At 42.1% G+C, this 14399-nt stretch carries 15 protein-coding genes, 2 tRNA genes and 1 riboswitch; all 17 genes read left to right on the forward strand.

Annotated features, from left to right (window positions below; all coding sequences use genetic code 11):
• Positions 1 to 8 precede the first annotated feature (8 nt).
• The 17 genes from D5281_RS18170 to D5281_RS18250 all read left to right on the forward strand — a co-directional run bounded on the left by D5281_RS18170 (position 9) and on the right by D5281_RS18250 (position 14218).
• Complete coding sequence (locus D5281_RS18170) at positions 9 to 1244, forward strand: tyrosine-type recombinase/integrase (RefSeq protein WP_160561507.1); 1236 nt, start codon at positions 9 to 11, stop codon at positions 1242 to 1244.
• A 119-nt stretch (positions 1245 to 1363) separates the two neighbouring features.
• A riboswitch (FMN riboswitch) is annotated at positions 1364 to 1499 on the forward strand.
• 266 nt (positions 1500 to 1765) lie between these two features.
• Positions 1766 to 2530 carry an ECF transporter S component gene (locus D5281_RS18175; RefSeq protein WP_160561508.1) on the forward strand — a complete coding sequence of 255 codons (765 nt, stop codon included), beginning with the start codon at positions 1766 to 1768 and terminating at the stop codon, positions 2528 to 2530.
• 364 nt (positions 2531 to 2894) lie between these two features.
• A complete protein-coding gene (locus D5281_RS18180) occupies positions 2895 to 3593 on the forward strand; it encodes an ABC transporter ATP-binding protein (RefSeq protein ID WP_160561509.1) in 699 nt (232 codons plus the stop codon).
• 158 nt (positions 3594 to 3751) lie between these two features.
• On the forward strand, positions 3752 to 5371 hold the full coding sequence (locus tag D5281_RS18185; RefSeq protein WP_160561510.1) for an efflux RND transporter periplasmic adaptor subunit: 1620 nt from the start codon (positions 3752 to 3754) through the stop codon (positions 5369 to 5371).
• Between the two features lie 48 nt (positions 5372 to 5419).
• Positions 5420 to 6637 carry an ABC transporter permease gene (locus D5281_RS18190; protein ID WP_160561511.1) on the forward strand — a complete coding sequence of 406 codons (1218 nt, stop codon included), beginning with the start codon at positions 5420 to 5422 and terminating at the stop codon, positions 6635 to 6637.
• Positions 6638 to 6806: 169 nt separating this feature from the next.
• On the forward strand, positions 6807 to 7286 hold the full coding sequence (locus D5281_RS18195; RefSeq protein WP_160561512.1) for a YcxB family protein: 480 nt from the start codon (positions 6807 to 6809) through the stop codon (positions 7284 to 7286).
• A gap of 46 nt (positions 7287 to 7332) precedes the next feature.
• The gene (gene tsaE, locus D5281_RS18200) at positions 7333 to 7758 is read left to right on the forward strand and encodes a tRNA (adenosine(37)-N6)-threonylcarbamoyltransferase complex ATPase subunit type 1 TsaE (RefSeq protein WP_160561513.1); all 426 of its coding nucleotides are present in this window, start codon (positions 7333 to 7335) and stop codon (positions 7756 to 7758) included.
• Positions 7759 to 7898: 140 nt separating this feature from the next.
• Positions 7899 to 8633, forward strand: a complete 735-nt coding sequence (gene tsaB / locus D5281_RS18205) for a tRNA (adenosine(37)-N6)-threonylcarbamoyltransferase complex dimerization subunit type 1 TsaB (RefSeq protein WP_160561514.1) — start codon at positions 7899 to 7901, stop codon at positions 8631 to 8633.
• Between the two features lie 92 nt (positions 8634 to 8725).
• Complete coding sequence (gene rimI, locus D5281_RS18210; protein ID WP_160561515.1) at positions 8726 to 9160, forward strand: ribosomal protein S18-alanine N-acetyltransferase; 435 nt, start codon at positions 8726 to 8728, stop codon at positions 9158 to 9160.
• 84 nt (positions 9161 to 9244) lie between these two features.
• Entirely contained in the window at positions 9245 to 9493 is a 249-nt protein-coding gene (locus D5281_RS18215) for a hypothetical protein (protein WP_160561516.1), read from the forward strand.
• 100 nt (positions 9494 to 9593) lie between these two features.
• Positions 9594 to 10517 (forward strand): ribonuclease Z, encoded by a 924-nt coding sequence (locus D5281_RS18220; RefSeq protein ID WP_160561517.1) that lies wholly within the window; start codon positions 9594 to 9596, stop codon positions 10515 to 10517.
• A 56-nt stretch (positions 10518 to 10573) separates the two neighbouring features.
• The gene (locus D5281_RS18225; protein ID WP_160561518.1) at positions 10574 to 11161 is read left to right on the forward strand and encodes a DUF6715 family protein; all 588 of its coding nucleotides are present in this window, start codon (positions 10574 to 10576) and stop codon (positions 11159 to 11161) included.
• Positions 11162 to 11202: 41 nt separating this feature from the next.
• Complete coding sequence (gene tsaD / locus D5281_RS18230) at positions 11203 to 12243, forward strand: tRNA (adenosine(37)-N6)-threonylcarbamoyltransferase complex transferase subunit TsaD (RefSeq protein ID WP_160561519.1); 1041 nt, start codon at positions 11203 to 11205, stop codon at positions 12241 to 12243.
• Positions 12244 to 12340: 97 nt separating this feature from the next.
• Entirely contained in the window at positions 12341 to 13063 is a 723-nt protein-coding gene (gene ispD / locus D5281_RS18235; protein WP_160561520.1) for a 2-C-methyl-D-erythritol 4-phosphate cytidylyltransferase, read from the forward strand.
• 138 nt (positions 13064 to 13201) lie between these two features.
• Positions 13202 to 13858, forward strand: coding sequence for a GTP pyrophosphokinase (locus tag D5281_RS18240; RefSeq protein ID WP_160561521.1), 657 nt, complete (start codon positions 13202 to 13204; stop codon positions 13856 to 13858).
• A 108-nt stretch (positions 13859 to 13966) separates the two neighbouring features.
• Positions 13967 to 14052 (forward strand) — tRNA-Ser (locus tag D5281_RS18245).
• Between the two features lie 77 nt (positions 14053 to 14129).
• Positions 14130 to 14218, forward strand: a tRNA-Ser gene (locus tag D5281_RS18250).
• Positions 14219 to 14399 lie beyond the last annotated feature (181 nt).

Genomic DNA, 14399 nt, shown 5'->3' on the forward strand with positions numbered 1-14399 from the left:
GCAGTTTTATGGCTAATAGAAGAAAAGATAAAAACGGCAAGGTGTTAAAGAAAGGAGAGTCGCAGAGAAAAGATAATACATATATGTATCGTTGGGTAGGTAATGATGGGAAACCCGGATGCATTTATGCCCGTAATCTTTCTGAGCTACGGGAAATGGAGGAAGAAATCAATAAAGAGATTGCTATGGGGATATCCAGGAAAACATATTCATTGAATGAACAGATTGAGAGGTATCTAAAGACAAAAGTAAATCTTGCCAGTTCAACAAAGGAGAATTACAGGTATTATTTTGAGCATGTTCTAAGGGAAAGCTCTATTGGAAAAGCTAAAGTAATAGATATAAGGAAATCGGATGTGTTGCTATTTTATAATTCCCTTTTAGAGCAGGGCCTGAGTATAGGGACCATTAAAATAATCCATAAAATAGTCCATCCCGCATTACAATTGGCGTGTGATGATAATGTGATTGCTAAAAATCCTGCCAATGGCTGTACGAAAGAATATGTAGAAGATATAGAAAAGAAATATGCCCTTACTTTTGAAGAAGAAAAAGAATTTCTTGACAGAATACAAATGCGTCAGAGAATGAAAAGATATTATCCTATGTATGCAATTTTGATTCAGACGGGATTACGCATCAGTGAGGCGATCGGTTTAACATGGCATGATGTTGATATGGATAAAAAAGAGATACACATAAACCATCAGGTACAATATCGAAAGATACAAGGTGAGATGAAATTATATGCCAATAACACGAAAACTGATGCAGGGAACAGGATCATTCCAATGACGGACAATGTTTATCGCTTGTTCATTGAGCAGAAAAAGGTCTGGCTAATGACGAAAAAAGCTCCTGATTTCGAAGTGAACGGGTATAAGGATTTCGTATTTGTTTCCCATATAACCGGAAAGTGTATGAACCATAACAGTATAAGGAGAATGATGAAAGCTATTGTGGAGATGAATAGCGAGAGAAAAATACAGCTGCCAAATGTTAGTCCTCATATTTTAAGACATACTGCTTGCTGTAGGTTCGCTGAGTCGGGATGTGATATTAAAGTACTTCAATACCTTATGGGACAGACTGATATCAAGACTACAATGAGGGTGTACAACCATGTTGATTTAGGAAGGGTAAAAAGGGAGTTAAATAAGCTTGAAAACCCTAGTAAATATGCGGAGAAAACCATATCAGAATTTACACAAAAATTTACACATTTTGCAAGCAAAAGTATGTAGATTTATAAAGATTTACGTAGATTTTTGGCCTGTTTTCCCAAAAAGATCTTCAAAGAAAAATTCCTAAACCCCTTGATTTCACAGCATTTTCGTGGTATTCTATTTCATGTAATCAAAGAAAAGTTCTTCGGGGCAGGGTGTAATTCCCGACCGGCGGTACAGTCCGCGACCTGTTTTTATAAGCAAATACATAAAAACAGCTGATTTGGTGTAATTCCAAAACCGACAGTAAAGTCTGGATGAGAGAAGAAGATAGTTATTTTTGTGTTCGAATTTGTGTTAAGAAATTCGGATATGAAGGTATCTATGAATAAGAATAAAGCATTACAGTATATGCCCCGAATGTTTTGTTAAAAAGCATTCGGTTTTTTGTTGTCCGAAATTGTCCTGTAAGGAGAGCGGCGCTTGGCATGTAAGGGCATATTTTCTCGAGAACCTTTCTGGAAATAAAGAGTTTGTGTCTATGCGTTGCTTGCCGCGAACTCGTAATGGGTAGAAAGCAACGCAGAAATGAGGAAAAAATGAATAACGGATTATGGACGAGTGTAAAAGACAATGTAGTATTTGTGTTGGTGTCAGTAGGGATAGCGGCGGCGCTTTTTCTGATTGCCTACTTGGCGGAAAAACTGATTCAAAAAAGAAACGGCGATACGGAGAGAATCCTCACCACACGTAAGATTGCAATGATTGGTGTGTTTTCTGCAATTTCAGCGGTTTTAATGCTGTTTGAATTTCCGGTGCCTTTTGCGCCCCCTTTCTATGAATTAGATTTCAGTGAGATACCGGCGCTTATTGGGACTTTTGCTTTTGGGCCGGTAGCCGGTGTTATGATTGAGTTTTGTAAAATACTGTTAAAGCTCCTTATGAAAGGCACCAGTACAGCTTTTGTTGGAGATTTGGCCAACTTTGTAATAGGATGCAGCTTTATTTTGCCGGCTTCTATTATTTATATGTTCAGGAAAACAAAGATCAATGCAATTATTGCATCTATTGTGGGAACGCTAGTTATGTCTGTGTTTGGTACAGCTTTTAATGCAGTTTATTTACTGCCTGCTTTTGCAGCTTTATACGGCATGCCTTTAGATACAATTGTAGGCATGGGAACTGCTGTTAACAGCAGCATTACTAGCGTAACAACACTTGTATTGTTTGCTGTGGCGCCTCTTAATTTGCTAAAAGGCGGAAGTGTATCTTTGGTAACTGTGCTGGTGTATAAAAAGCTGAGCCCCATTTTAAAAGAAGGGTCTATAAGGAAAAGTGCAAAAACGGTAGAAACTGTAAAGTAATAGTAATAAAGTAAGCAGGGGGCTGACAATTTATGTCAGCCTTTTTTGCATTCTTTAGATAAAATTAAGAAATTTTTATAGATTCTTGTAATGTTTTCCTTTTATACTTCGTTATAATATTTAGATGGTTGGATTTTGACCAGAAGGTATTATCACGGCGCTTTCGAGCTGTAAAAACGTAGCAGATGCCAGGTTCGCAAGAATTTAACTAAGTGTACACGCATAAATGTGTTATGTTTTTCCAAGAGTTCCTTTTGGAATATTTTTAAAGAATCTTCTGGAACAGTTTAACATTTAGGTATTGACAAAAATTGTATTAATATTATAATACAATGGTACAAATAAATAAAGGAGTGCTGCACATATGAGTGAATTAATCGCAATACGGGATATGTGTAAAATTTATAATCCCGGTGAAAACGAGGTTCGTGCATTGGACCATGTGAATTTGAAGATTGATGAAAATGAATTTGTGGCAATCATTGGTCAGTCCGGCTCCGGTAAATCTACCCTGATGAATATGCTTGGATGCTTGGATGTGCCATCTAGTGGCACTTACATATTAAATGGGCAGGATGTTTCGGGTCTTACGGATGATGACCTGTCGGATATCAGAAACAAGGACATTGGATTCATTTTCCAGGGTTTTAACCTGATTGCAGGTCTGACTGCTCTTGAGAATGTGGAGCTTCCCCTGATTTATCGGGGAGTTGGCAAGAGAGAAAGGCTGCGTCTTTCTGAAATTGCCCTTGAGAAGGTTGGCTTGATGAAACGAATGGATCATAAACCTTCTGAAATGAGTGGTGGACAGCAGCAAAGGGTAGCGATAGCAAGAGCGATTGCCCAGGCTCCGCCGGTTATATTAGCGGATGAGCCTACCGGTAATCTTGACTCTGGGTCTACCAAAGAAATTATGGATATTTTAAAAGGACTGCATGCAGAGGGCAGGACAGTCATATTAATTACCCATGACAATGAAATTGCTGCCAGAGCGAAACGTATTATACGGATTATGGATGGCAAAATTGTGGATGATATTATAAATGATAAATTTGATGTTTAGAGTTTTTTAAGCAATAAAAGGTTTGTGTAGGCGCGGTATTCACAAACGTTATTTTGTGGGTTGGCACAACTAAGGTGTAGGCAGCAGAGTGTTTTCAGGCTCGCATTGGGATGCTGCTTGACTAATCATAAAAAACGCCGCGCAGAAATGGGGAGAAAATGTCAGACAAGAAAAAAAGCAAGGAAGAAAAAAGTAAAGAGGAAAAAATCAAAGAAGAAAAGAAGCAAAACAATGATGTGGTGACAGCAGATAATATAATTGCGCAAACACAGACAGCTATTTTGCTAAATGAGGATGTGACGAAGATGACAAGCACAGAAATTGAAATGGAATCCGGGAAAAAGAAGAAAAAAGCAAAGAAAGAGAAAAAGCCCTTAGACCGGTCAGCGAAGAAAAAACGCAAAAAAATCATTGGATTTAGTATCCTTGGTGTGGTGGTTATTCTTTTTGTTGTTATGAAGGTGTTTGGCAGCCAGGATACAGGCGTGTTTGTGGCCACAACCGGTGCAATGGTAGGAGAGATTGAGCAGATCATAAGCACCAGCGGCACGGTGACAACAGAAAAGACAAAAAGCTATTTTTCAGATGTGGATGTTCTGATAAGCGGTGTGTCTGTGGAAGCCGGGGATGCAGTGAAGGCCGGAGATGTACTGATTTCCTATGATGAAGAATCCATTGCCAGAGAAAAAGAACTGGCACAGCTAAAAGTTCAGTCAGCGGAAGGAAATTACAAAAATTCCGTACAGAACAACAGCCAGAAAATAGGAGATTTAAACGAGGCAAACGTAAACCTTGAAGTTCTGGATCAGCAGATTGCGGATACAGAAGCGTACATAACCAATTTAAATTATAAGATAGACAAGAAAAAAAGTGACCTTGCTTACGAGGGTGCCCTGCTTCAGATTTCACTTCTTGATTGGCAGGACCAGCCGGATTCAGATGAATACATGAATCTGCAGAAGTTGGTGCAGCTTAACAGCTATGAGCAGCAGAATAACAAGGAAATCCAAGGCTGGGAGGATGAGCTTGAGGTGTATAACAAGATGCTTTCCGACTACAAGGAATACCGTTCCGAGATGAAGTCTCAGCTTAGCTCGGCAGAGTCAAGCAGGATGACCTCAGGGGCCAGGGAAGAACTTGAGGCGGAGAAACAGACCAAGGAGATTGAGGCGGTCGATTCACTGAAAAGCTTAGAGGCAGTGGAAAATGGTATAACGGCGGAATTTAACGGTGTTGTTACGGAAGTAAATGCGGTGGAAGGCGGGACTGTGGCAGCAGGCTCCCAGCTTCTCAAGCTGGAAAGTACAGAAAATGTAATGGTAAAAATTTCTGTGACCAAATATGATTTAGATAAAATTGCAGTGGGGCAAAACGCAACGATTACCATTGGCAGCAAGGAATACAACGGTAAAATTTCCAAAATTAATAAAATGGCGGAAAAAAATAACAGTGGGGCTGCTGTAGTAGGTACTGAAATAGAAATTACAAATCCTGACAGTGATGTGATTCTGGGCGTAGAGGCCAAAGTAATCGTCTGTACGGCTAGAGAAGAAAACGCTGTGTTGATACCTGTAACCGCCGTTAATGTGGACATGGAAGGGGAGTTTGTTTACGCGGTGGAAGAAAATATTCTGGTGAAAAAGAAAATAGTGACAGGTATTTCCTCTGATACAATGGTTCAGGTGACAGAAGGTCTTGCGGAAGGAGAACAGATTGTGACGGATGTAACCGCTAACCTTCAGGAGGGCATGAGTGTAATTGCAATGCCCCAGTCTTAGTAAAAATAACTGGAGAGCAGATTGACTTTTTAGTGGAAAGAGGGAACAATGGCACAGATATGGGAATACATAAAGATTGCTTTGATGAACATAAGAAGCAATAAAGGGCGCTCCATTCTCACCATGCTGGGTATCATTATCGGAATCTCATCCGTTATCATGGTTATTTCCATTGGTAATGGTGTCAGAGGGCAGGTCAACTCAGAGTTGGAAGGGATTGCAGGAGGGCAGATTGCATTTTATGTGGACAGCACCAGAAAAGAAACTACGGTAACTTTTGGTCAGACGGATTTTGATGCCATCGCTACGCAGATTGAGCATGTAAAGGGTGTAACCCCGCAGTTTGGTAGCTGGGGGACAGCCGAGGGACCTAAAGGAGATTATGATATCAGAATGACAGGAGGTACAACCGGCCTTCAATTCCTTTCATCAGAAGCAATTGTAAAAGGAAAATATTTTACACAAAACGATTATGATGCCGCAAGTAATGTGTGTATTATTTCAGAGAGCAGTGCGGTAGCCTTATTTGGAACCAGTGATGTGGTGGGAATGACTTTTGACGCCACATTCTGGGGAGTTACACAGGAACTGAGGGTAATTGGTATTCGGAAGGACAGCGCCTCCTCAATCGTAACCTCCGGCTACGGAGTAACAACCATTGAGGCGGAGGTTCCGCTGACCTTTATGGCCAATAAGCTTGGCTATTATATAGATGAGATTGACCAATTTTACGTGGTGGCGGAAGCATCGGAGTATTGTACGGAGGTTGCATCTAAAGCGCTTGCCTTATTGGAAAGCAGGCATAATGTCCGTGGAGAAAATCAGATTATGATGGAAAGCTTTTCGGATATAGCAGCCCAATATGATACGATTTTAGGCTTTATCACAGTGTTTATCTCTTTTGTTGCAGCTATTTCCCTTCTCGTAGGCGGTATCGGCGTTATGAATATTATGCTGGTGTCCGTTACGGAGAGAACCAGAGAAATTGGAATCAGAAAGGCGCTTGGAGCAAGAACCGCTTCTGTTCTTTTGCAATTTTTGGCGGAGGCAGGAATTATTACCCTCCTTGGTGGTATTATAGGCATTATCCTGGGAATAGCAGGAGCGGTTGGCGTTTGCTCAATCATGGATATTGTTGTGCAGGTGAATGTAAGTACAATTATTGGCGCTTCGGTATTCTCCTGTGGTGTTGGTATATTTTTTGGAATTTATCCGGCAAGGAAAGCTGCAAAGTTAAGCCCCATTGAGGCGCTGCGGCATGAATAAAAGTGGAAGCAGCAAATTTTATTATTGCACTTTAGTGTAATTTTAGTATAATGAAAAGAGTAGAGGGCACCTACACTGGTAGGTGCTCTTTGAGTCAGGAGAAGATAATAAAGAATTGTCACAGGCTTGCAGGCTATTTGGTGACAGTTACCTAGGATGAGGTTTTAAGATGGAAGTTGAATTTGATGTTAAAATAACACCAGGCGCTCTGTACGATTATATGTTATTTCATACCTATACCAGTGCCTCCGGGTTGATAGGGGCTATCGTTGGCGCGCTCTTAGTGGTAGGATTTTTTATGGGGGCTGGTGTGATTTTTTTGATTGCAGGGGTTGTTATATTAGCTTATCTGCCATGGACGTTGTTTATAAAATCCAGACAGCAGTATTTGGCAAACCCGGCTTTTAAAAATCCCCTCCATTATAAAATGACAGAGGAGGGCGTAGAAGTATCCCAGGGAGAAGAAGTGCAGAGCCAGAAGTGGGGGGACATGCACAAAGCAGTATCCACGCCCCGCAGTCTGATTTTGTATACTTCTCCGGTGAATGCATCTATTTTTCCCAAGAAGGATCTGGGAGAGAAGGCGTCTGGAGTGATTCAGATTATTTCTGTCCATATGCCATCTAAAAAAGTGAAGATACGCGGCTGATATTGGGTATGAATGAACTTGCTTACGGTATGCAGGGGGTATAAAAATGTTTGTGGAAACGATGAGCCCAAAAGAAACCTTTGCGCTTGGGAGAAAAATTGGTGAAAAGGTATCTCCTGGCACAGTGTTAACCCTAACCGGTGATTTGGGAGCGGGGAAAACTGTTTTTTCCCAAGGACTGGCAGCCGGGCTTGGTGTTGTAGAGCCGGTAAACAGTCCTACTTTTACAATTTTGCAGATTTATGATGAAGGACGATGTCCTTTTTATCATTTTGATGTATATCGGATAGGCGATATTTCGGAGATGGATGAAATTGGGTACGAGGACTATTTTTATGGTGATGGGGTATGTCTGATTGAATGGGCTGATTTGATAAAAGAAATTCTTCCAAAACGGTATACCCAGATAACGATTTTAAAAGACATGGAAAAAGGATTTGACTATAGAAAAATACATATAGCAGATGTGTAGCCTATGTATCAGACATTCTGGGATGAGCTCTAAGTATTCCTGACCAATGATCTGGTGCTTGTATATAGGGTATCTTGCCTGCAGTCCATTTGTTGGCTGTTGGAGACAGGAAGGGTTAGAATGGAGGAAATACAACGGGTATGAAAATAATTGCAATAGATAGTTCGGGGCTGGTGGCCTCGGTAGCCATTGTGGAGGACGATATTCTGATAGGGGAATACAATGTCCAGTACAAGAAAACCCATTCCCAAACCTTGCTTCCTATGCTGGACGAGCTTAAGAAAATGGTAGAACTTGATTTAAAGGAAGTGGACGCGATTGCATTGGCAAAAGGCCCAGGATCCTTTACCGGCTTACGGATTGGCTCAGCGACTGCCAAGGGACTTGGCCTTGCAATAAAGGTGCCTTTGGTTGAAATCCCTACTTTGGACGGAATGGCATGTAATCTGTATGGCACAGACAAGCTGGTCTGTCCGATTATGGACGCCAGAAGAAATCAGGTATATACAGGAATCTATAAATTTGTAAGACGGGAGGGCAACCCTTCCTCCTATGCGCTTAAAAGTCTGGTTAAGCAGTGTGCTGTTTCAATAGATGAAATAGTAGGTAAATGCAATGCGCTGGAAGAAGAAGTTATTTTTTTGGGAGATGGTGTGCCGGTTTTTGGCAAGAGACTTGGGGAATCCTTGAAGGTTCCTTACAGCTTTGCCCCTGCCCATATGAACAGACAAAGAGCAGCCTCCTTTGCCATGTTGGCTTTTGACTATTTGAAGGAGGGGAAATTTGTTGCTGCTAGAGACCATGCGCCAGAGTACTTAAGATTGTCTCAGGCGGAAAGAGAGAAAGCTAAGAAGGAAATGCAGACAAAGCCGTGAAGGTGAGTACTAATCCAGGGAATTTTGCAGTATATGCAAAACTTTGGGTCCTACTATTATGGGGGCTTTGTGTTTTATGCTAGGAGAACGATGTGTTACGGATAAGAGAAATGGAAGCTGCTGATGTGGAAACAGTCAGCAAGCTGGAAAGTGAAACCTTTTCCATGCCCTGGTCGGCAAAGGATTTTTTGGAAATGGTGGAGGCTGACTATGCCTATTACTGCGTGGCCGAAATAGATGGCAGAATTGTTGGCTGCTGTGGCATTAGGAATATAGCGGGAGAAGGAGAAATCACCAACGTGATGGTAGCGGCCGATGACAGAAAAAAGGGAATCGGTAAAAAAATGATGGAATATATGTTAGAGAGAGCAAGTCAGGTTGGCATAGGCAGCTGTACCTTGGAGGTGCGGGTCAGTAACCGGGCTGCAATCAGGCTGTATGAGAGCTTGGGCTTTAAGGGGGAGGGGGTACGGCCGAATTTCTATGATAAGCCGAAGGAAGATGCCCTGATTATGTGGAAAAGATAGACAGTGCATGGAAGAATTACCACTAGTCCTGGTCGCACTTTTATGTATAATAGGTGTTAGAGGATATCAAAGGAGGATAAGACCATGCGAATTTATTTTGATGAAAATAAAAATGAATTGTCAGCTGTTATCTGTAATAAATGCAAGAGAGAATTAAAGGTTGAAAAAGGAATTTTAAAGGAAGGATGCTTTAGCGGAAATATTCAGTTCGGATATTTCAGCAATAAGGATGGAAGGAAACATTCCTTTGATTTATGCGAGGAATGTTATGATAAAATGATTCAAGAATTTGCCATTCCGGTAGAGGAGGAGGAAATCACGGAACTGCTCTAGAGCGGCTTCTCCAAGGTGTATTGAGATTTGTAACGAGAGGTTTTTCGTTACGGACTGGCGAGATGGATGTGGGAATGGCATAAGAGAGGTTGAGAAATTTATGCTGGATATTTGTTTGCTGGGGACAGGCGGGATGATGCCCCTCCCCTATAGGTGGCTGACATCCATGATGGCCAGATACAATGGAAAAAGTATATTGATTGATTGTGGGGAAGGAACGCAGATTGCAATGAAGGAAAAGGGCTGGAGCCCGAAACCTATTGAGGTAATCTGCTTCACTCACTTTCATGCGGATCATATTAGCGGACTGCCGGGAATGCTTCTGACTATGGGGAATGCAGAACGGACAGAGCCGCTTCTTTTAGTGGGGCCTAAAGGACTTTCAAAGGTGACAGCATCTTTGCGGGTGATTGCGCCGGAGCTTCCTTTTGTGATAGATTGTCTGGAATTAAACGAGGCAGAACACACGATTTTCTTTGACGGTTTTAAGATAGTGGCGTTCAGAGTGAATCACAATGTCCCTTGCTATGGTTACAGCATGTCCATTGAGAGAACCGGTAAATTTCAGGTAGAGCGTGCACTTTCTTTCGAAATAGAAAAAAAATACTGGAATCGACTGCAAAGAGGTGAGACAATAGATACAGGGGAACGGATTTTGACACCGGAGATGGTTTTGGGGTCTGCAAGGAAGGGGCTTAAAGTGACTTATTGTACCGATACAAGGCCTACGGAAGGAATTGTAAAACATGCTGCCGGTTCAGACCTTTTTATATGTGAGGGCATGTACGGGGAGGCTGATAAGAAAGCAAAGGCAAAAGAAAATAAGCATATGACCTTCTATGAGGCAGCAGAGCTGGCAAAGCGGGCGGAGGTTTCAAGACTTTGGCTGACACATTACAGCCCATCTTTAAATAGGCCGGAAGAATACCTGCCGGCAGTCAGAAGAATTTTTCCGGCGGCAGAAACTTGCAAAGATGGAAAGACAATAGAGCTTATGTTTGAGGAAGAAGATGCCGAAAAATAAATAAGGAATCATTTCGTCTCAGAAACCAGGGAGGCGGGAAAAAGGAGGGGAACCGGATGAGCAAAGGGAAAGGCCAGGGAGGAATCAAGGTTTTAATTGTTATCATAGTTTTAGTATGTCTGGCGCTTGGCTACTATTATTATTTGTCAAACAAAAGAACTGAGGAGTCGGAGCAGCAGGTAAAAGCAACTGCAGTTCAAGAGGTTTTGATGCGCGATTTGGAAAGTAATTATCCGCCAACACCCAGGGAAGTAGTTAAATATTATGCAGAGATTACCAAGTGCCTTTATGTGGAAAGCTACACGGAAGAAGAATTCCACGATATGGCTATGCAGATACAGAAACTGTATGATGATGAGCTGGTTGCCAACAAGACAGAGCAGCAATATTTAGATGATCTGGGACTGGATGTTGATGGTTTGAAAGAACAGGAGATTGTGGTGTCAAGCTATTCTCCGGCTTCCAGTACAGATGTAGAAGAATTTACGAAGGACGGCTATAGCTGGGCACAAATGCGCTGTACCTTTAATCTAAGACAGGGGACTGAGTTCCAAAAAACAGATGAAATTTTTCTTCTGCGCAAGGATGAGGAAGGACATTGGAAAATTTACGGCTGGACCTTGGCAGATGAGGAAAACGCCTAGCGCTTTTTGGGGCTTTTTGTGCCTTGGGAGACGCGGAAGGAATGGATATAAAAATGGAAAAAGATATTTCTATACTTGCAATCGAAAGCTCCTGTGATGAAACGGCGGCGGCGGTGGTAAGAAATGGAAGGGAAGTATTGTCTAATGTGATTGATTCCCAGATTGCGCTGCACACAGAATACGGAGGGGTGGTGCCGGAAATTGCCTCCCGCAAGCATATTGAAAAAATAAACCAGGTGATAGAAAAGGCGCTTGCCGATGCGGACAGGACGCTTTCGCAAATGGATGCGATTGCCGTTACTTATGGCCCGGGACTGGTGGGGGCATTGCTTGTAGGAGTTTCAGCTGCCAAGGCAATCAGTTTTGCTTCGAATATTCCTCTAGTGGGAGTGCATCATATAGAGGGACATATCAGCGCTAATTATATTGAAAACAAAGAACTAAAGCCGCCTTTTTTATGTTTGGTAGTCTCCGGGGGGCATTCCCACTTAGTGGTGGTGAAGGATTATGGGGAATATGAAATTATAGGAAGAACAAGAGATGATGCTGCCGGGGAGGCCTTTGACAAGGTTGCCCGTGCGATTGGATTGGGGTATCCGGGAGGACCTAAAATTGACAAGGTTTCCAGGGAGGGTAATCCGGATGCCATACATTTTCCGCGGGCCAAAGTGGGAGATGCTGCGTATGATTTTAGTTTTAGCGGATTAAAATCAGCAGTTTTGAATTATTTAAATTCCTGTCAGATGAAGGGGGAGGAAGCAGTTGTGGCGGATGTGGCGGCTTCCTTTCAGAAGGCTGTGATAGATGTGCTTGTGGAGCACTCCATGGATGCGATTGCAAAATATGGGTATAAAAAGTTTGCCATTGCAGGCGGCGTTGCTTCAAACAGTGGCCTGCGAAAGGCTTTTGAAGAGACTTGCGCAAGAGAAGGGATTGATTTCTATCACCCGTCCCCTCTATATTGTACGGATAATGCGGCAATGATAGGGGTGGCCGCCTACTACGAGTATCGGAATGGTGTGCGTCATGGATTTGATTTAAATGCAGTGCCTAATTTAAAGCTGGGTGAGAGAATTGTGTGAGAAAAATGCCTGAAAACGCCTGTAAAGGCGGGCACTCTTTGTACCAATTTGTGCTTGGCCCCAATTTTTGGGGTTGCTGGTAAGAATGGGGATTCATATGAGCAGGGAGAAAAAATTGCGCACAGCCGCGGTTGTTTTAGCCGCCGGCAGCGGAAAAAGAATGGAGAGCAGTACAAAAAAGCAGTATATGCTCATTGCCGGAAAACCGGTTATCTATTATTCCCTGAAGACCTTTCAGGAAAGTTTTGTGGATGAAATTGTCCTGGTGGTATCCCCTGGGGATGCCATGTATTGTAAAAAAGAGATTGTTGAAAAATATGGTTTTAGCAAGGTACAACACATTGTCGAAGGGGGAAAAGAACGGTATCATTCTGTGGCAATCGGATTAGACAGCATTTCTTCCTGCGATTTTGTCTTTATTCATGATGGGGCAAGACCTGTGGTGACAGAGGACATATTGGAAAGGGCGCTTTGCTGTGTTCGGGAATATGAAGCCTGCGTTGTGGGAATGCCGGTAAAGGATACAATTAAAATTGCTGATCGTGAAGGGAATATCGCATCTACGCCGGAACGGAAGCTGGTGTGGACAATACAGACACCTCAGGCTTTTGCCTTGCCCTTGATTAAGGGGGCTTATCAAAACCTGCTGCAAAAAGAAAAGGAGCTTTTAAAAGCCGGCATATCTGTGACAGATGATGCTATGGTCATAGAGACACTGACAGGACATCCTGTCAGACTTGTGGAAGGTTCCTATGAAAATATAAAAATAACAACGCCTGAAGATATTCAGATAGCGGAGCATCTTCTTCTGCACAAATAACAGAGAACCTCCAGTAGTGGTTTTATCTTCAATATTTTTATGTGTGAAAATGAAGTTTTAGGTATATTTAACCTAAAATCTTCATATGAATGGTATTCGAGGCCTAAAACATATTAATTTTTGGAAGGAAACCACAGAATGATAAATGTAATGGAAGAAACCTATCAGGATTTTTTGGGAGAAATGGGGGAAGATGCTTTTCTGGAACCTTATAGGGCAGCATGCCGGAGCGTAGAAGAAAAACTAAACAGAATAAATGCTACTTATTCCCGGAAGAAGGGAAGAAATTTAATCTGCCAAATGACTTATCGAATTAAAACACCGGAAAGCTGCCTGGATAAAGTGATAAAGAAAAAATGTGCGGTAAAGCGCCAGACCGTGCAGGAGCGGCTAAACGATATTGCCGGTATACGGGTTGTCTGCAATTTCCTAGATGATATTTACCAGTTAGTGGAAATATTAAAAAAAGATGAGGAATTACAGATCATTACCATAAAAGACTATGTTAAAAATCCAAAGAAAAGTGGTTATCAAAGCCTTCATGTGATTGTGCTTGTGCCAGTTGAGAGGGCAGAGCGCAAAAAAGTAGAAATTCAAATTAGAACACGGGCAATGAACTTTTGGGCTGTGATGGAACATTATTTGGTATACAAAAGGCAAAAAGGACAAAGAGAAATCTTGTGGCTGCCTGCTATCTTCCGAGCGTTTTCCTGCCACATAAAAAATCGGGAAGACTTGCATAGCGAAAATTCACATGACTTTGGAAGGACAGATAAGCGTAAAAATTGTATATGAAAAACAAGCAAAAAAATATACGAAAAAAATTAAAAAAAAGTGTTGACATATATCGAACGATTTGCTAGACTATTTAATGCGCTGACTTACAGCGTGAACATACGACATGGAGAGGTATCGAAGTGGTCATAACGAGGCGGTCTTGAAAACCGTTTGTCCGCAAGGGCGCGTGGGTTCGAATCCCACCCTCTCCGCTGGAGGTACCTTCTCCGGTGAACCGTATAATGGTTCGGCACATTTATGATATTTTATATGTGGTCAGCTTGATTTTGGAGAAGTACCCAAGAGGCTGAAGGGGCTCCCCTGGAAAGGGAGTAGGCCGTTAATAGCGGTGCGAGGGTTCAAATCCCTCCTTCTCCGTTGGCAGTCTCCCTTGATTGCCTTATAACAAAAGAACCTTGACAAATAAACAGCAATGCAACCCTGAAAATTCAAAGAGGAACATTCAGATGGAAGTAAGAGGGAGAGAAGCCCAAAGTACATTCATCAGAAGGGAATCGTAAGAAAATTCAGAGAAAAGAGGAAGCTGTCAAAAAAGGCA

This window comes from Parablautia muri, assembly GCF_009917485.1.
Taxonomy (GTDB): Bacteria; Bacillota; Clostridia; order Lachnospirales; family Lachnospiraceae; genus Suilimivivens; species Suilimivivens muri.